General features: G+C 60.4%; 23 protein-coding genes and 1 pseudogene. 16 read left to right on the top strand and 8 right to left on the bottom strand.

Features of this window, described 5'->3' with window-relative positions:
• Entirely contained in the window at positions 1–765 is a 765-nt protein-coding gene (locus M2394_RS30550; protein WP_405046581.1) for a methyl-accepting chemotaxis protein, read from the bottom strand.
• A gap of 93 nt (positions 766–858) precedes the next feature.
• A pseudogene (locus M2394_RS30545) lies at positions 859–1,890 on the bottom strand (cache and HAMP domain-containing protein); the annotation flags it as partial.
• Positions 1,891–2,094: 204 nt separating this feature from the next.
• Between M2394_RS30545 and M2394_RS22565 the strand changes: the two are divergent.
• Positions 2,095–3,573 (top strand): DUF853 domain-containing protein, encoded by a 1,479-nt coding sequence (locus M2394_RS22565; RefSeq protein WP_259174646.1) that lies wholly within the window; start codon positions 2,095–2,097, stop codon positions 3,571–3,573.
• Between the two features lie 4 nt (positions 3,574–3,577).
• Here the strand turns inward: M2394_RS22565 and M2394_RS22560 are convergent, their stop codons facing one another.
• Positions 3,578–4,033 (bottom strand): DUF721 domain-containing protein, encoded by a 456-nt coding sequence (locus M2394_RS22560; RefSeq protein ID WP_259174645.1) that lies wholly within the window; start codon positions 4,031–4,033, stop codon positions 3,578–3,580.
• Between the two features lie 305 nt (positions 4,034–4,338).
• Between M2394_RS22560 and secA the strand changes: the two genes are divergently transcribed.
• The 3 genes from secA to M2394_RS22545 all read left to right on the top strand — a co-directional run bounded on the left by secA (position 4,339) and on the right by M2394_RS22545 (position 9,374).
• A complete protein-coding gene (gene secA, locus M2394_RS22555; RefSeq protein ID WP_259174644.1) occupies positions 4,339–7,074 on the top strand; it encodes a preprotein translocase subunit SecA in 2,736 nt (911 codons plus the stop codon).
• Positions 7,075–7,198: 124 nt separating this feature from the next.
• Positions 7,199–8,416 (top strand): bifunctional glutamate N-acetyltransferase/amino-acid acetyltransferase ArgJ, encoded by a 1,218-nt coding sequence (gene argJ / locus M2394_RS22550; RefSeq protein ID WP_178921777.1) that lies wholly within the window; start codon positions 7,199–7,201, stop codon positions 8,414–8,416.
• Between the two features lie 13 nt (positions 8,417–8,429).
• Positions 8,430–9,374 (top strand): Nudix family hydrolase, encoded by a 945-nt coding sequence (locus M2394_RS22545; protein WP_178921779.1) that lies wholly within the window; start codon positions 8,430–8,432, stop codon positions 9,372–9,374.
• 124 nt (positions 9,375–9,498) lie between these two features.
• Here M2394_RS22545 and M2394_RS22540 read toward each other — a convergent pair whose 3' ends face one another.
• From M2394_RS22540 to M2394_RS22530, 3 genes are read right to left on the bottom strand one after another with little or no spacing between them, the layout of a single operon-like run.
• Positions 9,499–10,077: a cob(I)yrinic acid a,c-diamide adenosyltransferase gene (locus tag M2394_RS22540; RefSeq protein ID WP_259174643.1), complete on the bottom strand. Its 579-nt coding sequence runs from the start codon at positions 10,075–10,077 to the stop codon at positions 9,499–9,501.
• Positions 10,078–10,079: 2 nt separating this feature from the next.
• Entirely contained in the window at positions 10,080–12,116 is a 2,037-nt protein-coding gene (locus M2394_RS22535; protein ID WP_259174642.1) for an ATP-binding protein, read from the bottom strand.
• Between the two features lie 46 nt (positions 12,117–12,162).
• Positions 12,163–13,080 carry a putative 2-dehydropantoate 2-reductase gene (locus M2394_RS22530; RefSeq protein ID WP_259174641.1) on the bottom strand — a complete coding sequence of 306 codons (918 nt, stop codon included), beginning with the start codon at positions 13,078–13,080 and terminating at the stop codon, positions 12,163–12,165.
• A 123-nt stretch (positions 13,081–13,203) separates the two neighbouring features.
• Here M2394_RS22530 and M2394_RS22525 point away from each other — a divergent pair, with 123 nt between their 5' ends.
• On the top strand, positions 13,204–13,689 hold the full coding sequence (locus M2394_RS22525; protein WP_178921787.1) for a YajQ family cyclic di-GMP-binding protein: 486 nt from the start codon (positions 13,204–13,206) through the stop codon (positions 13,687–13,689).
• A gap of 136 nt (positions 13,690–13,825) precedes the next feature.
• A complete protein-coding gene (locus M2394_RS22520) occupies positions 13,826–14,668 on the top strand; it encodes a mechanosensitive ion channel family protein (RefSeq protein ID WP_178921788.1) in 843 nt (280 codons plus the stop codon).
• A gap of 191 nt (positions 14,669–14,859) precedes the next feature.
• Here the strand turns inward: M2394_RS22520 and M2394_RS22515 are convergent, their stop codons facing one another.
• Positions 14,860–16,131, bottom strand: coding sequence for an OprD family porin (locus tag M2394_RS22515; RefSeq protein WP_178921789.1), 1,272 nt, complete (start codon positions 16,129–16,131; stop codon positions 14,860–14,862).
• A gap of 754 nt (positions 16,132–16,885) precedes the next feature.
• On the opposite strand from M2394_RS22515, the gene M2394_RS22510 reads away from it, so the two are divergent.
• Complete coding sequence (locus M2394_RS22510; protein WP_178921791.1) at positions 16,886–17,311, top strand: HIT domain-containing protein; 426 nt, start codon at positions 16,886–16,888, stop codon at positions 17,309–17,311.
• Positions 17,312–17,327: 16 nt separating this feature from the next.
• A complete protein-coding gene (locus tag M2394_RS22505) occupies positions 17,328–17,534 on the top strand; it encodes a SlyX family protein (protein ID WP_015885618.1) in 207 nt (68 codons plus the stop codon).
• Positions 17,535–17,615: 81 nt separating this feature from the next.
• Here M2394_RS22505 and M2394_RS30400 read toward each other — a convergent pair whose 3' ends face one another.
• Positions 17,616–18,218 (bottom strand): cold-shock protein, encoded by a 603-nt coding sequence (locus M2394_RS30400; RefSeq protein ID WP_083356990.1) that lies wholly within the window; start codon positions 18,216–18,218, stop codon positions 17,616–17,618.
• Between the two features lie 418 nt (positions 18,219–18,636).
• Here M2394_RS30400 and M2394_RS22495 point away from each other — a divergent pair, with 418 nt between their 5' ends.
• The 8 genes from M2394_RS22495 to ruvB all read left to right on the top strand — a co-directional run bounded on the left by M2394_RS22495 (position 18,637) and on the right by ruvB (position 25,206).
• Positions 18,637–19,110: a Dps family protein gene (locus M2394_RS22495; protein ID WP_176994313.1), complete on the top strand. Its 474-nt coding sequence runs from the start codon at positions 18,637–18,639 to the stop codon at positions 19,108–19,110.
• Positions 19,111–19,292: 182 nt separating this feature from the next.
• Entirely contained in the window at positions 19,293–19,634 is a 342-nt protein-coding gene (locus tag M2394_RS22490) for a ribbon-helix-helix domain-containing protein (RefSeq protein ID WP_259174638.1), read from the top strand.
• A 165-nt stretch (positions 19,635–19,799) separates the two neighbouring features.
• Positions 19,800–20,021: an FmdB family zinc ribbon protein gene (locus M2394_RS22485; protein ID WP_178921795.1), complete on the top strand. Its 222-nt coding sequence runs from the start codon at positions 19,800–19,802 to the stop codon at positions 20,019–20,021.
• Positions 20,022–20,128: 107 nt separating this feature from the next.
• The gene (gene aspS / locus M2394_RS22480) at positions 20,129–21,904 is read left to right on the top strand and encodes an aspartate--tRNA ligase (RefSeq protein WP_178921798.1); all 1,776 of its coding nucleotides are present in this window, start codon (positions 20,129–20,131) and stop codon (positions 21,902–21,904) included.
• Between the two features lie 135 nt (positions 21,905–22,039).
• Positions 22,040–22,786, top strand: a complete 747-nt coding sequence (locus M2394_RS22475; protein ID WP_178921799.1) for a YebC/PmpR family DNA-binding transcriptional regulator — start codon at positions 22,040–22,042, stop codon at positions 22,784–22,786.
• 157 nt (positions 22,787–22,943) lie between these two features.
• Positions 22,944–23,468, top strand: coding sequence for a crossover junction endodeoxyribonuclease RuvC (ruvC, locus tag M2394_RS22470; RefSeq protein WP_065908840.1), 525 nt, complete (start codon positions 22,944–22,946; stop codon positions 23,466–23,468).
• 67 nt (positions 23,469–23,535) lie between these two features.
• Positions 23,536–24,147: a Holliday junction branch migration protein RuvA gene (ruvA, locus tag M2394_RS22465; protein WP_178921801.1), complete on the top strand. Its 612-nt coding sequence runs from the start codon at positions 23,536–23,538 to the stop codon at positions 24,145–24,147.
• Positions 24,148–25,206: a Holliday junction branch migration DNA helicase RuvB gene (ruvB, locus tag M2394_RS22460; protein WP_176994308.1), complete on the top strand. Its 1,059-nt coding sequence runs from the start codon at positions 24,148–24,150 to the stop codon at positions 25,204–25,206.
• The last annotated feature ends 38 nt before the right edge of the window (positions 25,207–25,244 follow it).

Genomic DNA, 25,244 nt, shown 5'->3' with positions numbered 1-25,244 from the left:
TTAGATCCGGAAACTGCCCACCAGTTGTTTCAGGCGCGCCGCCTGTTGTTCCAGGTCGGCACAGGCACGCAGGGTGGACTGCAGGTTTTCGACGCCTTCCTGATTGAGGGTGTTGATCTCGGTGATGTCCATGTTGATCGACTCGACCACCGAGGTCTGTTCTTCAGTGGCGGTGGCCACCGATTGGTTCATGCCGTCAATCTCGCCAATGCGCAGGGTCACGCTGTTCAGGCGCTCACCGGCCAGGTTGGCGATCTCTACGCTGTCGTGGCTATGGCGCTGGCTTTCGCCCATGGTGCTGACCGAATCCCGGGCACCGACCTGCAACTCTTCGATCATCTTCTGCACCTGTTGCGCCGATTCCTGGGTGCGATGGGCCAGGTTGCGCACTTCATCGGCCACTACGGCGAACCCGCGACCCGCTTCCCCGGCACGGGCCGCTTCGATGGCGGCGTTGAGTGCCAGCAAGTTGGTTTGCTGGGAGATGCTGGTAATCACCTCGAGAATCTGCCCGATATTGACCGTCTTGCTGTTGAGCGCTTCGATATTGCTGCTCGAAGCACTGATCATTTCGGACAACTGGTTCATGGCCTTGATATTGCGCTCCACCACCTGCTGGCCATCTTCGGCCAGGTGCCGCGCATCGCTGGCCTGGTGCGAGGCTTGCGCCGCATTGCGCGCGATTTCCTGGGCAGCGGCGCCCAGTTCATTGATGGCCGCCGCCACGCTGTTGGTGCGGTTGGCCTGCTCGTCGGAATTGATCATCGATGAGTTGGAAGCGCTCACCACCCGCAGTGCCACTTCATTGACCTGCTCGGTGGCTGAGGACACTTCGCGGATCGACGTATGAATGCGCTCCACGAAGCGGTTGAACGCGTTCCCTAGGGTGCCGAATTCGTCGTGGTTCTGAATGGCCAGGCGGCGTGTCAGGTCACCTTCACCGTCGGCGATGTCTTGCATGGCGCGGGTCATCACGTGCAGCGGTTGCAGCAGGATGCGGATCAACATGCCGAGCAGGGCGATGATGATCACCACGGCAATGAGCGTGGCAATCACCGCCGAGGTGCGGAATTCGCTGAGCATGGCGAAGGATTTGTCTTTATCCACCGAAATGCCGAGGTACCAGTTCACCGAGGGTAGACCCTTGATCGGTGTAAAGGTCACGATGTTGTCCTTGCCGTTGGCTTCGACCTCACTGAAGCCGGTGCTGATGGTCGGCGTGTTTTTTGGGTACACATCGGCCAGCGTCTTCATCACCAGGTTTTTGTCCGGGTGTACCAAGACCTTGCCATCGGCGCTGACCAGGAAGGCATAACCCATGCCGCCGAAGTTCAGCGCGCCAATGTTATCCACCAGGGTTTGCAGGCTCAGGTCGCCGCCCACGACGCCAATGCTCTGGGCGCCCTGGGTGCTGGGCGTGGCGATGGAAATGATCAGTTTGCCGGTCGCGGCATCGATGTAGGGCTCGGTGAGCGTCGAGCCGTTGCTGGCCTGGGCGCCTTTGTACCAGGGGCGAACACGCGGGTCGAAGCCGTCCGGCATCTTGGTGTCAGGGCGGATGGTGAACGCGCCTTTACTGTCACCCACGTAGGTCGCCATGAAGGATGACGTCAGGGCTTTCTGTTCGAGCAGCTTGGCAACGGCGGAGGGTTCCGGGTTGATGGCGATGTTCTGTGCGGCGTTTTCAACCAGGGCAATGCGCCCGGTGAGCCAGGTTTGGATGTTGCTGGCGGTGACATCACCCATTTCATGCAAGTAGTTGTTGAGGTCGTCGCGAATGGCGTTGCGTTGCAGGTAGTCGTTGTAGAGGGTAAACAGCGCAAATGCGGCGATGACGATAAGGGAGGCTGCAAGCAGGATTTTGTGGCTGAAGCGCAGATTTTTATTCATGGCTTGTAGGGTCCGCTAAGGTCTTATTATCCGAAGCGCGTCCTTATGGGATGCGCAAAATGGCAGCGTCAAAAAAGGTGTGATATTTCTTGCGATAGCTCCGTTGGTCCCTGTAGGAACTATCCGACCTATTTTTAGACTTTGTGGGTCTCACACCTCTCTATATCGACCTGGCGGCACTAAAGATTAACCAGAGGTGACGAAATGCCTGATACCACGCAACTCCTTATCGGCGCGGGCCTGGACGGCCAACCCATCGCCCAGGCCATGCGCTTGGCCAACCGCCATGGGCTGATTGCCGGTGCGACCGGCACGGGCAAGACCGTCACCTTGCAACGCCTGGCGGAAGCCTTCAGCGACGCGGGCGTCGCGGTGTTCGCGGCTGATATCAAGGGCGACCTGTGTGGCCTCGGGGCCGCAGCCAATCCGCAGGGCAAGGTGGCCGAGCGCATCGCCGGCATGCCTTTCCTGGGGTACACCGCCAAGGCCTACCCTGTGACGCTGTGGGATATCCACGGGCAATCCGGTCATCCATTGCGCACCACCATCAGCGAAATGGGCCCATTGTTGCTCGGCGCGCTGCTGGAACTCACCGACAGCCAACAGTCGGCGCTCTACGCGACCTTCAAGGTGGCCGACCGCGAAGGTTTGCTGCTGCTGGACCTCAAGGACCTCAAGGCGCTGCTCAACCACCTGCGCTACCACCCGGAATTGCTGGGCGAGGACGCGGCGCTGATGACCACCGGCTCCAGCCAGGCCCTGCTGCGGCGCCTGGCGGTCCTGGAGCAACAGGGCGCCGAGGCCTTGTTTGGCGAGCCGGCCCTGCAGCTTGAAGACATCCTGCAACCCGCCAGTGATGGGCGAGGGCGTATCCACCTGCTCGACGCCAGCCGCCGGGTGCATGAGGCGCCCAAGGTGTACGCGACCTTCCTGCTGTGGCTGTTGGCGGAGTTGTTCGAGCAATTGCCCGAACGCGGCGATGCCGACAAGCCGTTGCTGGCGCTGTTTTTTGATGAGGCCCACTTGCTGTTTGCCGATACGCCCAAGGCGTTGCAGGAGCGGTTGGAGCAAGTGGTGCGCTTGATTCGCTCCAAAGGTGTCGGCGTTTACTTTGTCACACAGTCTCCGGGGGATTTGCCTGACACGGTCTTGGCGCAATTGGGCCTGCGCATCCAGCACGGCCTGCGGGCGTTCACCACCAAGGAGCAGAAGTCCCTGCGGGCAGTGGCAGACGGTTTTCGGCCGAACCCCACCTTCGATACCCTGGCGGTGCTGACCGAGCTGGGCACAGGTGAGGCGTTGGTGGGCACGCTGCAGGAAAAAGGCACGCCGGAAGTCGTCCAGCGCGTACTGGTGGCGCCGCCGCAGTCGCGTATCGGGCCGCTCAGCGAGGCCGAACGCGCGGCGCTGATTGCCAGTTCACCGTTGCTGGGGCGCTATGACAAACCGATTGACCGGGAGTCGGCCTATGAAGTGCTGATGGCGCGCAAAGACCTGGGGACGACCGAAGAAGCCAAGCCGGCTACCGAAGAGCCAAGTTTCACGGACAAGGCGGGGGCCTTTCTGGGCACTACGGCGGGCAAGGCGCTGAAATCCGCGATGCAGCAGGCGGCCAATCAGATGGGGCGCCAGTTGGTGCGGGGGTTGCTGGGGTCGTTGCTGGGTGGCAGCAAGCGCAAGTAACGGTTCAGGCCTTGGGCTTGGCGTGGGCGGCGAGCCGTTCCAGGGCGGCGCGCAGGCCGGGGTCGCTGATGCCGTCGGCCGTCGCCTGGATGGTTTCGGCGGCATTTACCGACAGGTCCATCGTGTGGCCCGCTGCGCCTTGTTGCACGGTAGGCGGCTGCACCTTGAACTGGATGCGCATCAGGTTGGCGAACTCATCGAAGGCCATCAATTGACGTTGCAGGCGTTTTTGCTGGTAGCGCAAGCGTGTGGCCCAATGACCGTCGGTGACAATTAACAGCAAATTGCCTTCACGCCAGGACGCCACATGACAATGTTCACGTGCGGCCGGTTGCAATTGGCTTTCGAGCAGGCGTTGCAGATGGCCCAGGCGTTGCGCGTGGCCAAAGATGGCTTTCAACGGCTTGGCTTCGCGGAGCAACACGCTGGGGATGCGAGCTGTATGAGGGCGAAATGCCATGTTTAGACACCTTAAGTAACAGAGCCGCCATCTTAACAGAAAGCGCCCGCAGGCCCCCGGGCAATGCAACTGCAGGTCAACGCTTGCCAAATCAATAGGTAACTTCTGCGCTCCATGGGTTGAAGTTCCGGTAAAAGCCCTTATTTTAAACAGGCCCTCTCACAGCACCATGCCAGCATCGGGGAACAACGCCACTTTCCTCACCCACGATTCCGGGTAGAATGCGCGTTCGCATGCGGCCGTGAGGGCTGCTCGGGCCACTCACGGTGCGCCCTCCATCCCTATGTGTGGAAGAACCTGCCGATATGTTTGCGCCTTTGTTAAAGAAACTTTTTGGAAGCAAGAATGAGCGCGAAGTCAAACGCATGCTCAAGACGGTGCAACTGGTCAATGCTTTCGAAGAGCAGATGGTTGCCCTGTCGGACGACCAATTGCGCGCCAAGACCCAAGAGTTCAAGGCCCGCATAGCCAAAGGTGAAACCCTCGACAAGCTGCTTCCCGAAGCCTTTGCGGTCGCCCGTGAAGCCGGCAAGCGTGTCATGGGCATGCGCCACTTCGACGTCCAGTTGATCGGCGGCATGACCTTGCATGAAGGCATGATTGCCGAAATGCGTACCGGTGAAGGCAAGACCCTGGTGGCAACCCTGGGCGTTTACCTCAACGCACTGTCCGGCAAGGGCGTGCACGTTGTGACGGTGAACGACTACCTGGCTCGCCGGGACGCCAACTGGATGCGCCCGCTGTATGAATTCCTCGGCCTGACCGTCGGCGTGGTAACGCCGTTCCAGCCGCCGGAAGAGAAACGCGCCGCTTACGCTGCCGACATCACCTACGGCACCAACAACGAATTCGGTTTCGACTACCTGCGCGACAACATGGCGTTCAGCATGGAAGAAAAATTCCAGCGCGAACTCAACTTTGCCGTGATCGACGAAGTCGACTCCATCCTCATCGACGAAGCCCGTACCCCGCTGATCATCTCCGGCCAGGCCGAAGACAGCTCGCGCCTGTACACCGAAATCAACAAGTTGATTCCGCGCCTGACCCAGCACGTTGAAGAAGTTGAAGGCGTGGTGACCAAAGAAGGTCACTTCACCATCGACGAGAAGACCCGCCAGGTCGAACTCAACGAAGCCGGTCACCAGTTCGTCGAAGACATGCTGACCCAGATCGGCCTGCTGGCTGAAGGCGAGAGCCTTTACTCGGCGCACAACCTGGGCCTGTTGACCCACGTTTACGCCGGCCTGCGCGCCCATAAGTTGTTCCACCGCAACGTCGAATACATCGTGCAGGACGGCCAGGTGGTCCTGGTCGACGAACACACCGGCCGTACCATGCCGGGGCGTCGTCTGTCCGAAGGCCTGCACCAGGCCATCGAAGCCAAGGAAAACCTCAACATCCAGGCCGAAAGCCAGACGTTGGCGTCCACCACCTTCCAGAACTACTTCCGTCTGTACAACAAACTGTCCGGCATGACCGGTACGGCCGACACCGAAGCGTTCGAATTCCACCAGATCTACAACCTGGCCGTGATGGTCATCCCGCCGAACAAGCCGTTGGCGCGTAAAGACTTCAACGACCTGGTGTTCCTGACGGCTGAAGAGAAATACGCGGCAATCATCAATGACATCAAGGACGGCATGGCCCAGGGTCGCCCGATTCTGGTCGGTACTGCCACCATCGAGACTTCCGAGCACGTGTCCAACCTGCTCAACAAGGAAGGCATCGAGCACAAGGTCCTCAACGCCAAGTTCCACGAAAAAGAAGCCGAGATCATCGCCCAGGCCGGTCGCCCAGGCGCACTGACCATCGCCACCAACATGGCCGGTCGTGGTACCGACATCCTGTTGGGCGGCAACTGGGAAGTGGAAGTCGCGGCCCTGGAAAACCCGAGCCCCGAGCAGATCGCCCAGATCAAGGCCGACTGGCAGAAACGCCACCAGGCCGTGCTGGAATCCGGCGGCCTGCAGGTGATCGCTTCCGAGCGTCACGAATCGCGCCGTATCGACAACCAGCTGCGTGGTCGTGCCGGTCGTCAGGGTGACGCCGGTTCCAGCCGCTTCTACCTGTCGCTGGAAGACAGCCTGATGCGCATCTTCGCCTCGGACCGCGTGAAGAACTTCATGAAGGCTCTGGGCATGCAGTCCGGTGAAGCGATCGAGCACCGCATGGTGACCAACGCCATCGAGAAAGCGCAGCGCAAGGTTGAAGGCCGCAACTTCGACATTCGTAAGCAACTGCTCGAGTTCGACGACGTCAACAACGAACAGCGTAAAGTGATCTATCACATGCGTAACACGTTGCTGGCCGCCGACAACATTGGCGAGACCATCGCTGACTTCCGTCAGGACGTGCTCAACGCCACCGTCAGCGCACACATTCCGCCACAGTCCCTGCCAGAGCAGTGGGATGTTGCCGGCCTGGAAGCGGCACTCAAGAGCGACTTCGGTGTGGACTTGCCGGTTCAGCAATGGCTGGACGAAGACGACCACCTGTACGAAGAGACCCTGCGCGAGAAGCTCATGACCGAGCTGCTGGCCGCATACAACGAGAAAGAAGAGCAGGCGAGTGCCGAAGCACTGCGCACCTTCGAGAAGCAGATTGTCCTGCGCGTGCTGGACGACCTGTGGAAAGACCACCTGTCGACCATGGATCACCTGCGTCACGGTATCCACCTGCGTGGCTACGCCCAGAAGAACCCGAAGCAGGAGTACAAGCGCGAGTCGTTCACGCTGTTCTCCGAGCTGCTGGACTCGATCAAGCGCGATTCGATCCGCGTGCTGTCCCACGTTCAGGTGCGTCGTGAAGACCCGATCGAGGAAGAGGCACGCCTGCGTCAGGAAGCCGAGGCGCTGGCTGCGCGCATGCAGTTCCAGCACGACGAAGCCCCGGGTCTTGAGCAACCTGAAGTCTTGGGCGAAGAGGTCGATGTGGCCCTGGCCCAGACGCCGGTTCGCAACGACCAGAAGCTGGGCCGCAACGAACTGTGCTGGTGCGGTTCGGGCAAGAAGTTCAAACACTGCCACGGCGAAATCAACTAAGATTTTTGCCTGACGCTGCAACACCCCGCGCCGCGACCGGCCTTTGCCGTCGCGGCGTTTTGCCATTAATTTCACCGTCGCTTACGACGGCACAGATATCACCTCATTTTTAAGGAGCGCATTCATGGCTGTTGGTCTTGGTCCTTTGCCCACTTTGCACCCGGTCGCCGGTTTTGAACTCGGTATCGCTTCGGCCGGCATCAAGCGCCCGGGGCGCAAGGATGTGGTGGTGATGCGCTGTGCCGAAGGTTCAACCGTCGCTGGCGTGTTCACCCTCAATGCGTTCTGCGCAGCACCGGTGATCCTGGCCAAGCAGCGCGTAGCCGGTAACATTCGTTACCTGCTGACCAACACCGGTAATGCCAACGCCGGGACCGGCGAGCCAGGCCTGGTGGCCGCTGCGCGCACCTGCGCCAAGCTGGCCCAGCTTGCTGGGGTTGATGCCAGCCAAGTGTTGCCGTACTCCACCGGCGTGATCGGCGAGCCGCTGCCGGTCGAGAAGATCGAAGGTGCCCTGCAAGCCGCGCTGGACGACCTGTCTGTGGATAACTGGGCTGCCGCCGCCACCGGCATCATGACCACCGACACCCTGCCAAAAGGCGCGAGCCGCCAGTTCGTACACGACGGCGTCACCGTCACTGTAACTGGCATCAGCAAGGGCGCAGGCATGATCCGTCCGAACATGGCCACCATGCTCGGTTACATCGCCACTGACGCCAAAGTCTCCCGTGACGTGCTGCACAGCCTGATCCTGGACGGCGCCAACAAGTCGTTCAACCGCATCACCATCGATGGCGACACCTCCACCAACGACTGCTGCATGCTGATCGCCACCGGCCAGGCCAACCTGCCGGAAATCACCGAGGCCAGCGGCCCGCTGTTCGCGGCGTTGAAGCAGGCGGTGTTCGAAGTGTGCATGGACGTGGCCCAGGCCATCGTGCGTGACGGTGAAGGCGCGACCAAGTTTGTCACCGTTGAAGTCAATGGCGGCGGCAACCACCAGGAATGCCTGGACGTGGGTTACACCGTGGCGCATTCGCCACTGATCAAGACCGCGCTGTTCGCCTCCGACCCGAACTGGGGCCGTATCCTGGCTGCCGTCGGCCGTGCCGGCGTGCCAGACCTGGACGTGAGCAAGATCGACGTGTTCCTCAGCGGCGTGTGCATCGCCAGCCGTGGCGCGCGTGCCGAGACCTACACCGAAGCCCAGGGCTCGGCGGTGATGCAGCAGGAAGAAATCACCATCCGCATCGAGCTGGGCCGCGGTGAGTGCAGCGAAACCATCTGGACCACTGACCTGTCCCACGAGTACGTGAAGATCAACGCGGAATACCGTACCTAAGAGGATAAGCGCGGTGAAACGAGTGCATGTAGCAGCAGCGGTGATCCGCGGTGTCGACGGCAGGATCCTGCTGGCGCGCCGCGCCGATACCCAGCATCAGGGCGGCCTCTGGGAGTTTCCCGGGGGGAAGGTGGAAGCCGATGAGTCGGTTGAAACCGCCCTGTCCCGCGAATTGCAGGAAGAGCTGGGCATTCAGGTCACGGCGGCACGCCCGTTGATCAAGGTGCAGCATGACTACCCGGACAAACAGGTATTACTGGATGTCTGGGAAGTCTCGGCCTTTACCGGCGAACCCCATGGTGCCGAAGGGCAGCCGTTGGAATGGGTGGCCCAGCGGGACCTGATCAACTACGAGTTCCCGGCAGCCAATGCGCCCATCGTTGCCGCAGCGCGTTTGCCTGCCGAGTACTTGATCACGCCTGGCGAGCTGGAAACCCCCGCATTGTTGCGCGGTATCCAGAAAGCCATTGCCGGTGGCATCAAGCTGGTTCAACTGCGTGCGCCCAACGGCTACGACCCTAAATACCGGGACTTGGCGGTGGACGCCGTGGGCCTGTGTGCGGGCAAGGCGCAACTGATGCTCAAGGGGCCCTTTGAGTGGTTGGGGGATTTCCCCTCGGCGGGCTGGCACATGACCTCGGCGCAACTGCGCAAATACGCGAGCAAAGGCCGGCCGCTGCCCAAGGACCGCTGGTTGGCGGCTTCTTGCCACAATGCCGAGGAACTGGCGCTGGCCGAGTTGATGGACGTGGATTTTGTCACGCTGTCGCCGGTGCAACCGACCCAGACTCATCCTGACGCGCAGCCGTTGGGGTGGGAGCAGGCGGCGCTTTTGATCAGTGGGTTCAGCAAGCCGGTGTTTCTGCTGGGTGGCGTTGGGCCGGCTGAGCGGGAGCAGGCTTGGGAAGCCGGTGCCCAGGGTGTTGCTGGCATCCGGGCGTTCTGGCCTGAGGTTTGATGGTGTTCTGACGGGCCTCTTCGCGAGCAAGCCCGCTCCCACACTTGACCGAGTTCTACCTTTGGAATGCGGTCGAATGTGGGAGCGGGCTTGCTCGCGAAGGCGTCAGATCAGGCACTGAAAACTAATGGGGTTTGGCAGCCGCCTGCCACAACACCTCCGCCACACCCTGGCGCCTGGCAATCACCCGCGCTGCCACAAACAGCAAGTCCGACAGCCGATTGATATACGCCAACCCCACGCCGTCCAACGGTTCCACCGCATTCAACTGCTGACACCGCCGCTCTGCACTGCGCGCCAGGCTGCGGCATACATGGGCTTGGGCAATCAGCGCCGAACCCCCGGGCAGGATGAAGTTCTCCAGCGGCCCCACTTCCTCGTTCCAGCGGTCAATCGCCGCTTCCAATCGGTCCACTTCAGCGGCATTCAACGCCTTGTACACCGGCATCGCCAGCTCGCCGCCCAGATCGAACAAACGATGCTGGCAAGGCGTAAGCACTTCGATCACGTCCTTGAGTTCAGGGTGCTTGCCGCTCTGTTCTTCCAGGTTGGCCAACAGCAACCCCAACTGACTGTTCAGCGTATCGACCTCGCCAATGGCCTCCACCCGTGGGTGGTCCTTGGGCACACGGCGGCCATCGCCCAGGCCGGTTTCGCCCTTGTCGCCGGTACGGGTGTAGATCTTCGACAGGCGAAAGCCCATGGTCAGTGCTCCAGTTGGGTAAGTTCGTAGGGGGGCAGTTGGCTGCCGGCCAGCGGCAAGCGCAAGGTAAAGCACGTACCTTGGCCCGGCGTGGAGTGCACTTCCATCTGGCCTTTGTGGTTGTTGGTGATGATGAAGTACGACACCGACAGCCCAAGCCCGGTGCCCTGGCCGATTTCCTTGGTGGTGAAGAAGGGCTCGAAGGTGCGCTTGCGCACGTTTTCGCTCATGCCGATGCCGTTGTCTTCCACCTGGATTTCCGCCCACGGCGGGTTGAGCCGGGTGCGCAGGATGATGCGCCCAGGCTCGCTGTCGTCTTCGCGCAGGTGGATCGCCTGGGCGGCGTTTTTCAACAGGTTGAGCAGTACCTGCTCCAGTTCGTTGGCGGTGCCGGGCACGGGGCCCAGTTGCGGGTCGAACTGGCGGATGATCGCCTGGCCCTTGAAGTCGAAGCCGATGGTCAAGTCGAAGTCGTTACCGGCGATCTCCACCGCCTGGTCAATCAGCGCGGGCAGGTCGCAAGGCGCCATCTGCCGGTTGCTGCGCCGGCTGAAACTGAGCATGTGGGTGACGATCTTCGCCGCCCGTGCACCGGCTTGCTGGATGCCGTCGAGCAGTTGCGGCACCTCGCGGCTTTGCAGGTAGCGGTTGACGGTGTCCAGCTCGATGCCGGCCTGTTCGGCCTGCTCCAGGTTCTTGGGCAGGTCGGGGGACAAGCGCCGGCGGATGTTCTGTACGTTGTGCAGGATCGCGCCCAGGGGGTTGTTGATCTCGTGGGCCATGCCAGCGGCGAGCCCACCCACCGAGAGCATTTTTTCCGACTGCACCATCATTTCTTCCAGGGACAGGCGCTGGGTAATGTCGTCGATGCGGATCACCACGCCGCGCCCGGCACCACCCATCAGCGGGTAGAAGGTCAGGGCGTAATGCTTGGGCTCATCGTCCTTGACCCAGGTGACCCGCTCGATGCGTTCCACCGTGTGTTGTTCGACCGTGGCCTTGATCTGGGGCAGGTAGGGCTTGAGCGGCTGGAAGGCGAGGAAAATCGGCTGGTTCAGCGCTTCATCCAGGCGCGTGCCGGAAAGCGCGCTGGCTTCCTGGTTCCACTGGGTCACGTAGAGCTGTTCGTCCAGGGCGATCAGCGCCGAGGGCATCGAGTCGATGATGCTATTGAGGTAGTTCTGGAAACCGGTGAGTTTTTTCTCGATCTTGCTGCGCACCTGGACTTCCAGTTCCAGCTTGCGGTTGGTGTGGCGGGTTTCTTCGGCCAGGCCCTGGGCCTGGTCGTAGGCGGCCTGGGAATCGTCACGGGCGCGCTTGAGCTGCTGCTCACGGGCTTCGATGCGTGACAGCATGGTGTTGAAGGCTTCGGCCAGGCTGCCGATTTCGTCGTGGTTGCCACGGCCGGCGCGCAGGGCGTAGTTCTCTTCGCGGGTGACCTGGCGCGACAGCTCTTCCAGTTCGTGGATCGGCCGGGTGATCAGGCGCTTGATCTGACGGGCGATGATCAGCCACAACAGCACACTGAAAATCAGGATGCCCAGGCTGGCGGTCAATGTGCCGGTGTAGAAGGCCACCGGCAGCTCACTGCTGGCCACCAGCAGCAGGTGCCCGGAAGGCTGGCCGGCACGGGGCAGGGTGATGACCTGGTTACTGCGAAACTCGGTGACGCGCCAGGCTTCGATGTGCCGGTAGTTGTCCGGCAAGTGCAGGCGATCGCCGTGTTGCATCTGGGCCAGGCGGTTGCCTTCGCCGTCGTACAGCGCCGCCGCGCGCAGCGGTGAATAGCTGGTCAGTTCGTTAAGGAGCGCGTCGGCCTTGGAGGGGGATTCGAGGGCTTCGGCGGCGAGCGCCGGGTTGGACACCAGCCGACCAATGGCCTGGAGGGCCTGGGGCGCCATGCTTTCCTGGGAGATCCAGTAGGCCGCACTGATAAAAGTCAGGTTGGCCACCAGCAACACGGTGGTGAGCAGCACCAGCAAGGCGGCCAGCAGTTTCTGCCCGACCGGTAGGTTTTCTAGACGCTGGCGCAGTGGCATCAGGTTTTTCGCAGGCAATAGACAAGTAGGCAGGGTAGCGCGTGGTTCAGTCGCTGGGCAATCCGCGTGCGCGCAACTGCTCGACCAGGCGCGCTTGCACTTGTTGCAGGTGCGGCAGGGTCAATTGATGGCGAGCCGCCGCGAGGCAAGCGTACCCAAGCAGGTAGCTGATTTCGGTGCGTCGGGCGTTGGCCACGTCCTGATACATCGAGGAGTAGTTGGCAGCGGTGGCCTGGATCACCCGTTCCACTTCGCTGTGCAGGTCGTGGGCGGCTGCGGGTTGGCCGCAGCACTCCAGCAGTTCGGCCAGCTCCGCACACAGGGTCGCCACTTCGCACTGATGGGCCTGCAAGCCGCCGTTACGGCATTGATACAGCACGGTCAGTGGGTTGATCGCGCAATTGAGGGCCAGCTTGCGCCACAGGCGGGTGAGGATGTCGGTGCTCCATTCGTGGGGGATGCCGGCAGCGCTCAGGTCTTCGAGCAGCAGCGGGGGTGTTGGATGGGCAGCGTCCCCCAGCCACGTATAGCCATGACCGGCAAACACCACGCGCCAGTCGCCGTCGCGAAACGCACCTTCGGTGCTGGAGGCGAACATGCAGCGGGCCTGGGGTAACTGGGCCGCCACCGCGCCCTGGCTGCCGAGGCCGTTTTGCAGCAGGACCAGTTCGGCGTCCGGTACAAGTCGGTTCTGCAACTGTGCGACGGCGCTTTGGGCGTCGTAGGCTTTGCACGCTACCAGCAGGCGATGAATCGGCCCCGGGCTGTCGGGCGTTTCGCCGATTACCGGGTAGGTATTCGAGACACCCTGTTCTACAAGGGTCAGGCCTTCTGCCGCCTGGTAGCTGGCCAAGCGCGCTTCATCGCGCAGTATCAACCGGACGGGCACGCCCGCACGGGCCAGGCGTGTGGCCCAGAGAGTGCCCAGGCTGCCCGCGCCGAGAATGTGCCAGGTGGTCGACATCTGTTTGTGCTCCGTTGGGGCGCCCACGATGAACGGGGCGAAAGAACCGCTATAATGCCCCGGCATTTTAGCTCGGGCGCGCTCCATCTCTACTGAGCCCGCCCCTTATATTGGAGAAATGACATGCCTTCGTTCGACGTGGTATCCGAACTGGACAAACACGAAGTCACCAACGCCGTCGAGAACGCCGTCAAGGAACTGGACCGTCGCTATGACTTGAAAGGCAAGGGCAGCTTCGAGTTCAAGGAAAAGGAACTGACTGTCAACCTGACCGCTGAAGCCGATTTCCAGCTGGAAGCGATGATCGAAATCCTCAAGCTGTCCCTGGTCAAGCGCAAGATCGACGTGCAATGCCTTGAAGTCAAGGACGCCTACGCTTCCGGCAAGCTGATGAAGCAGGAAGCGACGCTCAAGGAAGGCATCGACAAGGAGCTGGCGAAAAAGATCGTGGCCCATATCAAGGACGCCAAGCTCAAGGTCCAGGCCGCCATCCAGGGTGAGCAGGTGCGCGTTACCGGCAAGAAGCGTGACGATCTGCAAGAGGCCATCGCGGCCCTGCGCGCCAAGACCTTCGACATGCCGCTGCAGTTCAATAACTTTCGCGACTGATGGCACTTTGGGGAACCTGAGGGCGTTTTTGGCGTCCCACGCCCCAGAGCCATTGCCTACTATTGAGCCCTGCGGGGCTCAATTGCATTTTTGGGCACCTGAAAACACCGAACATCCGCTAGACAGGAGAATGTAGATGGATTTGAACGCTGAAGTGGATCACCTGATCAAGACCTCGGAATCGTGGATCCCGATGATCATGGAATACGGCAGCCGGTTTTTGCTGGCGGTGATCACCCTGGCCATCGGCTGGTGGTTGATCAACGTATTGACTCATCGAGTGGGGCGTTTGCTGGCCCTGCGTAACGCAGACCTGGCGCTGCAACACTTCATCACCAGCCTGGCGAACATTGCGCTCAAGGTCATGCTGGTGGTCAACGTGGCGTCGATGATCGGCGTGGCGACCACCTCGTTCGTTGCCGCGATCGGTGCCGCCACCCTGGCCATCGGTTTGGCGCTGCAAGGCAGCCTGGCGAACTTTGCCGGCGGCGTGCTGATCCTGCTGTTCCGCCCGTTCCGCATTGGTGACTGGATCGAAGCACAGGGCACGTCGGGCACGGTCGACAGCATCCAGATCTTCCATACCGTGTTGCGCACCGGCGACAACAAGACCGTGATCATCCCCAACGGCAGCCTGTCCAACGGCCTGATCACCAACACCAACCGTCAGCCGACGCGCAAAGTGGTATTCGACGTGGGCGTGGACTATGAAGCCGACTTGCAGAAGGCGCGTGAAGTCCTGCTGGAACTGGCCAAGGACCCACGGGTATTGGCCGATCCGGCTGCGGTGGCGGTGGTGTCGACCCTGGGGGACAGCTCGATCACGGTTTCCCTGCGTTGCTGGACCAAAACGGCGGATTACTGGGATGTAGTGTTCATGCTCAATGAACTTGCACGTGACCGCTTGAAGGCTGCCGGGATTGATATTCCATTTCCACAGCGAGTTATTCGAGTGATGCAGGAAAGTGTTACGAAGTAACTAAGTGCAAGGGCATCGAACTTGGCCAAAAGGTCAGGTTCGAGGTCGACGGGTTAATCTCGTTAGTTAGCTTGCTAGTTATTTTTCGATTGAAATAAAACAGCAATAAAAAAGCCGCCCCCTTGTTTGCAAGGGGGCGGCTTTTTATTTAAGGCCGAAGCCTTAAGCCATCGTTGTAATCAAACGAGCTATTACAAGATGTTCAGCGGGTATTGCGCGATCAGACGCAGTTCGTCGATGGACGCCGAACCGTAGTACACGCCGTCAGACGAACGATAGGTCGCTTGACGTACGCGCAGGCTCAGGTCTTTTGCCGGGCCGCTCTGGATCACGTATTTGGCTTCGATGTCGCGTTCCCACTCTTTGCCGTTCGAGGTGTCGGCGGTGTTCGCGCCGGTACCTTTCACGTAACGAGTCATGAAGCTCAGGCCTGGCACGCCGAAGGTGGCCATGTTCAGGTCGTAGCGAGCCTGGAACGATTTCTCGTCTTCAGCGTTGAAGTCGGAACGGGCGATGGAGTTGGCCAGGAAGATCGTGCCGCCGCCGTCTACGCCGTAGCCGTAGTCACCGTCGCCGCTGACTTTCTGGTAGGCCAGGGTGAAGGTGTGAGCCTGGATGGTGTACGCGCCTTGCAGGCTGTACGCACGGTTATCCAGTTTGGTGGTGCCGTCTTTTTCTGCGCGTTGCAGGCCGGCGCCATCGCTCTTGGTGCTGTAGATGTTGAAGTCAACGGCCAGGGACTGGTCGTTGCTCAGCGCGTGAGTCCAGTTCAGGTTGGCGTAGGTTTTCTTCCAGTAGTCTTCAGTCTTCGCGTAGTACAGGCTGGCGCTGACTTCTGGAGTCAGGGCATAGACACCACCGATGAAGTCGGTTTTGGTCAGGCCCAGGCTGTCACGGTAAGTCTGTGCTTGTGCCACGCTGGAAGTGAAGTGACCGCCTTCGAGTTTCAGGCCTTTGATTTCGTTGCTGGTGATCGAGATACCTTGTGGCAGCTCTGGCAGCAAACGGCTGTCATCGGAAGCGAAGACAGGAGCGGTGGTGTATTGGTCGCCGACTTTCAGCACGGTGTCGGAGATGCGGAACTTAACAGCGCCGCCGCCTTTGGAGTAATCGTCTTGTGCACGACCGTCCGAACCGGTTGGGAACAGGCCAGTGCCCGAACGACCCTTGCCGCTGTCCAGTTTCACGCCCAGCAGGCCGATGACGTCAACACCGACACCGATGGTGCCTTGGGTGTAGCCCGACTGGAACAGGCCGTTGAAGCCCAGGCCGGTTTCGTTGACGCGGCTTTTGCCGGTGTCGTTGTTACGGAAGTCGCGACCAAAGTTCAGGAGGCGAGTGTTGATGCTGAAAGTGCTGTCTTCAACAAAGCCCTTGGAATCGTCCTGGGCGGACGCCATTGCGAACTGCGAGGTGCCTGCTGAAACAGCCAGGGCGATCATGCTCCACTTCATCACGCGCATCGTGATTTGCTCCTTTGGTTTTAGGAAGAGTACTGCCGTCCCACCTGTATTTTTATCTGGGCGGCTCTTTCTTTTTTGTGTCGGCGCAAAGTTATATCACGCAGACTCTATTGACGATACTTACCCATCTATCCTTTCAGCTTCTTTACGAGGCTGTCGTAAATTGCTAGCTCCATGTCGCAAATTCACAGTCCGAATGTTCCCGGACTGACAACTTCAATGCTGTTTTCAAACCCTTTGGAAGTTTGATTCCGTCCTGGATACGCATTGAAACGCTACTGTTTTTTATCGCGAAACACCGGCCTCCTGGCGCGTGTCGTTGCCGACGATGTGTGGGTGAATGCAACAAGCGTGCACAAACCGGTAACCGAATGTCATTTTTTCGTGAAAAGCGTTACAGCAATGTAAAAACCGCATAAGCACGGGCTTTTTACGCCGTTTGGTTTGGGCTTGACGCCCAGCCATTCCATCGGTTCGGGGGTACACAAAACCCGTGCCAGGCAAAAACGTTACCGGTTCACCCTCATGAGTGGGTACTTGGCGGATCCCTTTGAGGCACAGGTGGGTCATTTTGGTGCGTCCCGTTGAGGCCCGGTCTAGCGTAGCTCAAATATCGGACTGCCTCGAAAGGGTGCAGTTTTTTTGCCGGATCTGGCCCAGGCGCTCATTGTTCGAGCTGTATTCGCCGTGAAGCCCCGGGCATTCGCAGGTATGCTGGGCCCTTGAAACTGACCTGCCGAACGGAGTGCCCGCGGTGTTCGCCCTAGATCAACGCCTGCAACAAGACACACTGGCCATCGGGGACTTCCCGCTGTGCCGCCTGCTGCTGTCCAATGACTCGAACTATCCATGGTTCATCCTGGTGCCGCGCATCAACGGTATCAGCGAAGTGTTTCAACTGGATGTCGCCGATCAACAAACGTTGTGGCGGGAAACGACGGCCTTGGCGCAAGTGCTGAACGAAGGCCTGGCCGCCGACAAGATGAACATTGGTGCGCTGGGTAACGTCGTCAGCCAATTGCATGTGCATGTGATCGTGCGCAGGCGTGATGACGCTGCCTGGCCTGCTCCGGTATGGGGCAAGCATCCGGCGCAGCCTTACACCGAGGATCAGGTGGCCGCGATTCGCGCGCGCTTGCGTGAACTGTTACCGGCTGACTTCATCTTTTCCCACGCTTGAGTGGCAGGACTGACTTATGGATTTGCAAGACCGTGTGACGGACCTGGAAAGCCGCCTGGCTTTCCAGGACGACACCATCGAGACCCTCAATGACATCCTCGTCACCCAGCAGCGGGCGGTCGAACGCCTGCAACTGCAGATGACTGCACTGCTCAAGCGTCAGGAAGAAATGGGCGGCCAGTTCGAGACCTCGGAAGAAGAAGCGCCACCGCCACACTATTAATGGTTCGCCACTGATAGCCGGGCATTAAAAAACCGCGATCCAGCAAGGCTGGATCGCGGTTTTTTTGTGGCGAGGGTGCAATCAGCGACGTGGCAGTGCCGCGATCACGTCTTCGGCTTGCAGGCCCTTGTCACGGTTCATGACGGAAAACTCCACGCGCTGGCCTTCGACCAGGACACGATGGCCTTCGCCGCGGATAGCCCGGAAATGGACGAAAATGTCGTCGCCCGAATCGCGGGAAATAAAGCCGAAGCCTTTGGAGGTGTTGAACCACTTGACGGTCCCGGTATCCCGGTTGGTCATGTCGTAGTTTTGCGAGGCGGCCGCAGGGGACGAACGGTAGAAGCTGATGGCCAGGTGAAGAACGATGGCGACCACAGCAATCACCAGGCTGAGCAGGATGGCCGGATGGCCGCCCACTTCAGGCATCGGTGCCAGGAGGGTGAGGGTTTGTACGACAACGGTCAGCACCAGCAGCGCACTGACCAGGTTTTGCAGTTGATGACGCGTGCCTTTGTTCCAGTAAGGAATCACTGGAGCCAGCGTCAGGTTAAGAAGGCCGAACAAGGCCAGGTACAGAGCGTCGTGTTGTTCCAGGTAGGGAGGGCTTCCCTGTTGCAAGCTCGGTATAAAGGACAGCAGCAACGCTGCAACGCCCGTTAGCAGGTGGACGATTTTCAACATTTTGATTAACTCACTTTAAGATGGATCACGCGGAAGAGCTGACTGGCACGGTTCGCTTCTGAACAATGGGAGGCGTTGAGCACGTGCGCGGTTATCAGCCTATGTGACGTGCCGCAGAACGATAACGGCAGCCACACGTCGTCTATTTAACAGCAAAGGCTGTGCCTACTCAAATCAAGCATTTCGGGGTGTTACAGCGAGCAGGGCATTTCTGCGTCAAACACTTGTCCTAGACAGGTGCGGGCTTTTCAGCGTGCTTTTGGCGATGTTTCCTACCTAGTGCGGACCGGCGTCATTCGCACGTGGGGGGCGATTTGCCGCACCTTGTACCCGGGCATCGGGCTGCATGCCGTCTGCACTCTTGCTAGAGTGGTCCTGCACCTGATCAATGAATGCTCGTCAATTGAAGGGGAAAAACATGGCAATCGATATTGGTATCAGCGAACAAGACCGTAAATCCATCGTCGATGGGCTTTCACGGCTGCTGTCCGATACCTATGTACTGTATTTGAAGACCCACAACTTCCACTGGAACGTCACGGGCCCCATGTTTCGCACGCTGCACTTGATGTTTGAAGAGCAGTACAACGAACTGGCGCTGGCCGTGGACTCCATCGCCGAGCGCATCCGTGCCCTGGGGTTTCCGGCGCCGGGTGCCTATTCGATCTATGCCCGCCTGTCGTCCATCAAGGAAGAGGAGGGCGTGCCCAGTGCCGAAGAGATGATCAAGCAACTGGTGGCGGGCCAGGAGGCGGTCACGCGAACTGCACGAGGTATCTTCCCGTTGCTTGACAAGGTCAGCGACGAGCCGACAGCCGACCTGTTGACCCAGCGCATGCAGGTTCACGAGAAAACCGCGTGGATGCTGCGTTCCCTGCTCGAAAACCAGTAACCCTACCTACCGGGTGGCGCTGTCCTGGCGCCGCCCACTTGTTTCTCTGCGCTTCCTGGCGTTGTCCTACAACGTTCAGCTCCCCGTCTTCTGGCTGCCTTTTGTTTCCTGCTGTTTGATAAGGCCCATTGCCCAATGGGAGAAACCCATGGGCGGCTGTTTGGCAATGGAGTGTCAGGTGTATGTCACGCGGAGTGGGTAATGGAGTGATGGAAGCCGGTGGTTTTCATAAGATAAAGATCGACCCCTTTGCCAAGGGGTTCGACATGGGGTTGGCCAAGCCGTTGTCCCGGTCGGTGAGGCTCAATGGGTTTTCCACCTGCCTGCGGCTTGAGCTGATCTATTGGAACATCCTCACGGAGATCGCCAGGATCAACGCCTGTTCGGTCAGCGCGTTGTTGTCCTACGTCGACCGGGAAGTGCATTTGCGCTATGGCGGGGTGAAGAACTTCAGCGGGCTGGTCAGGGTCGTGTGCGTGGTTCACGTGCTCGCGGACCGCGCCTGTTCGCACAACCCGGAGTAATCTGCCTGCCCGGGGCCGGCCCGCTTCACGGGCGGCGCGGCCCCGGGCAGAAAGCCGGCTGCGCTGCCTCGATTTAACAGATATAATCCCGCGCTTTGCTGCGCATGCAGGGGTTGCCCCGGAACAGGCGTGGCGCAGTAACGTTCTGATCGCCGAGACATCGCCATGCCCATGTACGACTACCAATGTGCTTCCTGTGGTCATCAGTTGGAAGCCATTCAGAAGATCAGCGCCGCGCCGCTGGTCGATTGCCCGGCCTGCCAGGCGCCGGACCTCAAGAAGATGTTGTCCATGCCAGGCTTCCGCCTGAGTGGCGGCGGCTGGTACGAGACCGACTTCAAGACCGGCTCGAAGAAGAACCTGGCGGGCGGCGACAAAGCAGACTGAGTTGAACTCAACGCGCAGGCTCCTGCATTATCCGTCCCCTGCTTTAATGTACGGTGACGAGGCAGGCCTCCACCGAATTTCGAATTACGAGAAGTGAAACCACTACCATGATGCGCAGCCACTATTGCGGCCAACTGAACGAGACCCTGGAAGGTCAGGAAATCACCCTTTGCGGATGGGTTCACCGTCGCCGCGACCACGGCGGGGTGATTTTCCTCGATATCCGTGATCGTGATGGTCTGGCCCAGGTGGTGTTCGACCCGGACCGCGCCGAAAGCTTCGCCGCTGCCGACCGCGTGCGCAGCGAATACGTCGTGAAGATCACCGGCAAGGTTCGCCTGCGTCCGGCCGGTGCCGTGAACAAGAACATGGCGTCCGGCGGCATCGAAGTGCTGGGCTATGAGCTGGAAGTGCTGAACGAGTCGGAAACCCCGCCGTTCCCACTCAACGAATTCTCCGACGTCGGTGAGGAAACTCGCCTGCGCTACCGCTTCCTGGACCTGCGTCGTCCGGAAATGGCCGAGAAGCTGCGCCTGCGTTCGCGCATGACCACCAGCATCCGCCGTTTCCTCGACGAAAACGGCTTCCTGGACGTGGAAACGCCGATCCTGACCCGGGCCACCCCGGAAGGCGCGCGTGACTACCTGGTGCCGAGCCGTACTCACGCCGGTTCGTTCTTCGCCCTGCCGCAATCGCCGCAGCTGTTCAAGCAATTGCTGATGGTGGCCGGCTTCGACCGTTACTACCAGATCGCCAAGTGCTTCCGCGACGAAGACCTGCGCGCCGACCGCCAGCCGGAATTCACCCAGATCGACATCGAGACCAGCTTCCTCGATGAAAAAGAGATCATGGGCCTGACCGAGCAGATGATCCGCAACCTGTTCAAGGAAGTACTGAACCTGGAGTTCGGTGATTTCCCGCACATGACCTTCGAAGAAGCCATGCGCCGCTACGGTTCCGACAAGCCAGACCTGCGTAACCCGCTGGAACTGGTGGACGTGGCCGACCAGCTCAAGGAAGTCGAGTTCAAGGTGTTCAGCGGCCCGGCCAACGACCCTAAATGCCGCATTGCCGCCCTGCGCGTGCCAGGTGGCGCGAGCATGCCGCGCAAGCAGATCGACGACTACACCAAGTTCGTCGGCATCTACGGTGCCAAGGGCCTGGCGTACATCAAGGTCAACGAGCGCGCCAACGGCATTGACGGCCTGCAATCGCCGATCGTGAAAAACATCCCGCTGGACAACCTGAACGCGATCCTCGACCGCGTCGGTGCAGTCGACGGCGACATCGTGTTCTTCGGTGCCGACAAGGCCAAGATCGTCAGCGAAGCCCTGGGCGCGCTGCGCATCAAGCTGGGTCACGACCTGAACCTGCTGACCTGCGAATGGGCCCCGATGTGGGTCGTTGACTTCCCGATGTTCGAAGAGAACGACGACGGCAGCTTCAGCGCCCTGCACCACCCGTTCACCGCGCCGAAGTGCTCCCCGGCCGAGCTGGAAGCCAACCCGGCTGGCGCGTTGTCCCGTGCCTACGACATGGTGCTCAACGGCACTGAACTGGGTGGCGGTTCGATCCGTATCCACCGTAAAGAGATGCAGCAAGCGGTATTCCGCCTGTTGGGTATCAACGAAGCGGAACAGGAAGAGAAATTCGGCTTCCTGCTCGACGCCCTGAAGTACGGCGCACCGCCGCACGGTGGCCTGGCGTTTGGCCTGGACCGTCTGGTGATGCTGATGACCGGCGCCCAGTCGATCCGTGAAGTGATCGCCTTCCCGAAAACCCAGAGTGCTGCGGACGTCATGACCCAGGCTCCGGGCGTGGTGGATGCCAAGGCCTTGCGCGAACTGCACATCCGTCTGCGTGAGACGCCAAAGGCTGAGTAAGGCCACTGCGTGAAAGCGCACTGAGGTTTACGCAGTCTAAAAGGGCGCATCTTCGGATGCGCCTTTGCGTTAAAGGACTACCTCCCGCCTGGGGCGGGGTTGATCAAGGTTTCTACAGAATTTCGGAGTTGTGTTATGGCTGGCCATTCCAAGTGGGCGAACATCAAGCACCGCAAAGAGCGTCAGGATGCCAAGAAAGGCAAGATTTTCACTAAGTGGATCCGCGAACTGACCGTCGCCGCCCGCCAGGGTGGTGGTGACCCGGGTTCCAACCCGCGTCTGCGCCTGGCGCTGGACAAGGCCCTGGGCGCGAACATGAGCCGCGACATCATCGATCGCGCCGTGGCCCGTGGTGCCGGTGCTGCCGACACCGACGACATGGTCGAGCTGAGCTACGAAGGCTACGGCCCGGGTGGCGTGGCGGTGATGGTCGAGTGCATGACCGACAACCGCAACCGCACCGCAGCGGCCGTGCGCCATGCGTTCAGCAAGTGCGGCGGTAACCTCGGCACCGACGGTTCGGTGGCCTATCTGTTCGAGCGCAAGGGGCAGATCTCCTTCGCCCCGGGTACGGACGAAGACGCGCTGATGGAAGCGGCCATGGAAGCTGATGCCGATGACGTGGTGACCAACGAAGATGGCTCAATCGACGTGTTTACCTCGTTTGCCAGCTTCTACGCCGTGCGTAACGCGCTGGAAGCGGCCGGGTTCAAAGGCACAGACGCGGAAATCGTGATGCTGCCGACCACAAGCGCCGAGCTGGACCTGGATGGCGCGCAGAAAGTGCTGAAGATGCTGGATATGCTCGAAGACCTGGATGATGTGCAGAACGTGTATTCGAATGCCGATATCCCGGAAGAAGTCGCCGCACAGCTAAGCTGAGGCCAGACGTAGATCAAAATGTGGGAGCGGGCTTGCCCGCGAATGCGGTGTACCAGTCGCTGAAAATATTGGCTGATCCACCGTCTTCGCGGGCAGCCCGCTCCCACATTGGATCTTCTTTGTAGCAGAAATTGTGTTTACCCAACCCGCAGGCGTTATGACTTTAATCCTAGGTATCGACCCCGGTTCGCGCATCACCGGTTTTGGCGTGGTGCAACAAACCCCTCGCGGCTGCATCTACGTCGCTTCGGGCTGCATCCGCACCGGCGCAGGCGAGTTGGCCGAGCGCCTGCAGATCGTCTATCGCGGTGTACGGGAAGTGATCCAGACCTACGGGCCGGTCACCATGGGCATCGAAAAGGTGTTCATGGCCAAAAATGCCGACTCCGCGCTGAAGCTTGGCCAGGCCCGTGGCGCGGCCATCGTGGCCGGGGCCGAGGAGGGCATGGAGATTGCCGAATACACCGCGACCCAGGTCAAGCAGGCCGTGGTCGGCACCGGTGCAGCCAACAAGGAGCAGGTGCAGATGATGGTCATGCACATGCTCAAGCTCACCGCCAAACCGCAAATCGACGCCTCCGACGCCCTGGCCATCGCCATTTGCCACGCCCATACCCGCTCCAGCCTGTTGCCTCACGGCTTGGGCACTGCACGCAGTCGTGGCGGGCGGCTGCGTCTCTGATAGCATCAGCGCAATCGTTTTTTCCGGTCAGGCCTTGATCTGACCCTACGCTTTAAGGATTCGAACCGTGATTGGACGCTTGCGCGGCACCCTGGCTGAGAAACAGCCGCCGCACCTGATTCTGGATGTGAATGGGTTGGGCTATGAGCTGGAAGTGCCTATGACCACCCTGTATCGCCTTCCGTCAGTCGGCGAGCCGCTGACCCTGCATACCCACCTCGTTGTGCGCGAAGATGCGCAATTGCTCTATGGTTTCATTGGCAAGCGTGACCGTGACTTCTTTCGTGAGCTGATCCGCCTCAACGGCGTGGGGCCCAAGCTGGCCCTGGCGTTGATGTCGAGCCTGGAAGTGGATGAGCTGGTGCGTGCGGTTTCCGCCCAGGACACCTCGGCCCTGACCAAGGTGCCGGGTGTCGGCAAGAAGACCGCCGAGCGCCTGCTGGTGGAACTCAAGGACCGCTTCAAGGCCTGGGAAGTCGCGCCGAGCATGTTTGCCCTGGTGCCGAACCAGCCGGATATGCCGGCAAGCCAGGTGGCCAGTGCCGAAAGTGATGCGGTCAGCGCGCTGATCTCCCTGGGCTACAAGCCGCAGGAGGCCAGCAAGGCCGTGTCGGCCATCAAGGACAAGAACCTGAGCAGCGAAGACATGATCCGCCGAGCCCTGAAGGGAATGATTTAAGTGATTGAAGCTGATCGTCTGATCGCGGCCACCGGCCCACGCGACCGCGAAGAAATCCAGGACCGGGCCATCCGTCCCCTGAGCCTGGCCGACTACATCGGTCAGCCCACCGTGCGCGAGCAGATGGAGTTGTTCATCCAGGCGGCGCGCGGGCGCAGTGAGTCCCTGGACCATACGTTGATCTTCGGCCCGCCTGGCCTGGGCAAGACCACCCTGGCCAACATCATCGCCCAGGAAATGGGGGTGTCGATCAAGTCCACTTCCGGTCCGGTGCTGGAGCGTCCGGGCGACCTGGCGGCGCTGCTGACCAACCTTGAACCCCATGACGTGCTGTTTATCGACGAGATCCACCGGCTCTCGCCCATCGTCGAAGAAGTGCTGTACCCGGCCATGGAAGACTTCCAGCTCGACATCATGATCGGCGAAGGCCCTGCCGCGCGCTCGATCAAGCTCGACCTGCCGCCGTTCACCCTGGTGGGGGCCACAACCCGTGCGGGCATGCTGACCAACCCGTTGCGAGACCGTTTCGGCATTGTTCAACGTCTAGAGTTCTATAGCACCGGCGACCTGGCGACCATTGTCAGCCGCTCGGCGGGCATCCTCGGTTTGCCGCTGGACCCTGAAGGCGCGTTTGAAATCGCCCGCCGCGCCCGTGGCACGCCGCGAATTGCAAACCGTTTGCTGCGCCGTGTGCGCGACTTTGCCGAAGTGCGGGCCAAGGGGCACATCACCAAGGCCGTGGCCGACCTGGCCTTGAACCTGCTGGACGTGGACGAGCACGGCTTCGATCACCAGGACCGACGCCTGCTGCTGACCATGATCGAGAAGTTCGACGGTGGCCCGGTGGGTGTGGACAGCCTGGCGGCGGCCATCAGCGAGGAGCGTCATACCATCGAGGACGTGCTGGAGCCTTACCTGATCCAGCAGGGTTACATCATGCGCACGCCAAGGGGGCGAGTGGTGACGCGCCATGCCTATTTGCACTTTGGGTTAAACATTCCGTCACGATTGGGTGAGATGCCCGTGGTAGACGAATTCCTCGATGCAGTGGACGATTAAAAAGGTCACGCCAGTCGATTTATCTGAAGTTTGTGCTG

Origin of the sequence: Pseudomonas sp. BIGb0164, from assembly GCF_024810135.1 — a bacterium.
Classification (GTDB): domain Bacteria; phylum Pseudomonadota; class Gammaproteobacteria; order Pseudomonadales; family Pseudomonadaceae; genus Aquipseudomonas.
This window is presented reverse-complemented; position numbering and strand designations above follow the sequence as displayed.

Excerpts from the sequence above, each read along its gene's own strand:
- M2394_RS22535 (WP_259174642.1), bottom strand. The coding sequence starts at position 12,116 with ATGCCACTGCGCCAGCGTCTAGAAAACCTACCGGTCGGGCAGAAACTG.
- M2394_RS30550 (WP_405046581.1), bottom strand. The coding sequence starts at position 765 with ATGATCAATTCCGACGAGCAGGCCAACCGCACCAACAGCGTGGCGGCG.
- M2394_RS22490 (WP_259174638.1), top strand. The coding sequence starts at position 19,293 with ATGTCACGCGGAGTGGGTAATGGAGTGATGGAAGCCGGTGGTTTTCAT.
- M2394_RS22475 (WP_178921799.1), top strand. The coding sequence starts at position 22,040 with ATGGCTGGCCATTCCAAGTGGGCGAACATCAAGCACCGCAAAGAGCGT.
- M2394_RS22515 (WP_178921789.1), bottom strand. The coding sequence starts at position 16,131 with ATGCGCGTGATGAAGTGGAGCATGATCGCCCTGGCTGTTTCAGCAGGC.
- M2394_RS22485 (WP_178921795.1), top strand. The coding sequence starts at position 19,800 with ATGCCCATGTACGACTACCAATGTGCTTCCTGTGGTCATCAGTTGGAA.
- M2394_RS22530 (WP_259174641.1), bottom strand. The coding sequence starts at position 13,080 with ATGTCGACCACCTGGCACATTCTCGGCGCGGGCAGCCTGGGCACTCTC.
- M2394_RS22565 (WP_259174646.1), top strand. The coding sequence starts at position 2,095 with ATGCCTGATACCACGCAACTCCTTATCGGCGCGGGCCTGGACGGCCAA.
- M2394_RS22495 (WP_176994313.1), top strand. The coding sequence starts at position 18,637 with ATGGCAATCGATATTGGTATCAGCGAACAAGACCGTAAATCCATCGTC.
- argJ (WP_178921777.1), top strand. The coding sequence starts at position 7,199 with ATGGCTGTTGGTCTTGGTCCTTTGCCCACTTTGCACCCGGTCGCCGGT.
- M2394_RS22560 (WP_259174645.1), bottom strand. The coding sequence starts at position 4,033 with ATGGCATTTCGCCCTCATACAGCTCGCATCCCCAGCGTGTTGCTCCGC.
- M2394_RS22540 (WP_259174643.1), bottom strand. The coding sequence starts at position 10,077 with ATGGGCTTTCGCCTGTCGAAGATCTACACCCGTACCGGCGACAAGGGC.
- M2394_RS22505 (WP_015885618.1), top strand. The coding sequence starts at position 17,328 with ATGGATTTGCAAGACCGTGTGACGGACCTGGAAAGCCGCCTGGCTTTC.
- secA (WP_259174644.1), top strand. The coding sequence starts at position 4,339 with ATGTTTGCGCCTTTGTTAAAGAAACTTTTTGGAAGCAAGAATGAGCGC.
- M2394_RS30400 (WP_083356990.1), bottom strand. The coding sequence starts at position 18,218 with ATGTTGAAAATCGTCCACCTGCTAACGGGCGTTGCAGCGTTGCTGCTG.
- ruvC (WP_065908840.1), top strand. The coding sequence starts at position 22,944 with ATGACTTTAATCCTAGGTATCGACCCCGGTTCGCGCATCACCGGTTTT.
- aspS (WP_178921798.1), top strand. The coding sequence starts at position 20,129 with ATGATGCGCAGCCACTATTGCGGCCAACTGAACGAGACCCTGGAAGGT.
- M2394_RS22525 (WP_178921787.1), top strand. The coding sequence starts at position 13,204 with ATGCCTTCGTTCGACGTGGTATCCGAACTGGACAAACACGAAGTCACC.
- M2394_RS22520 (WP_178921788.1), top strand. The coding sequence starts at position 13,826 with ATGGATTTGAACGCTGAAGTGGATCACCTGATCAAGACCTCGGAATCG.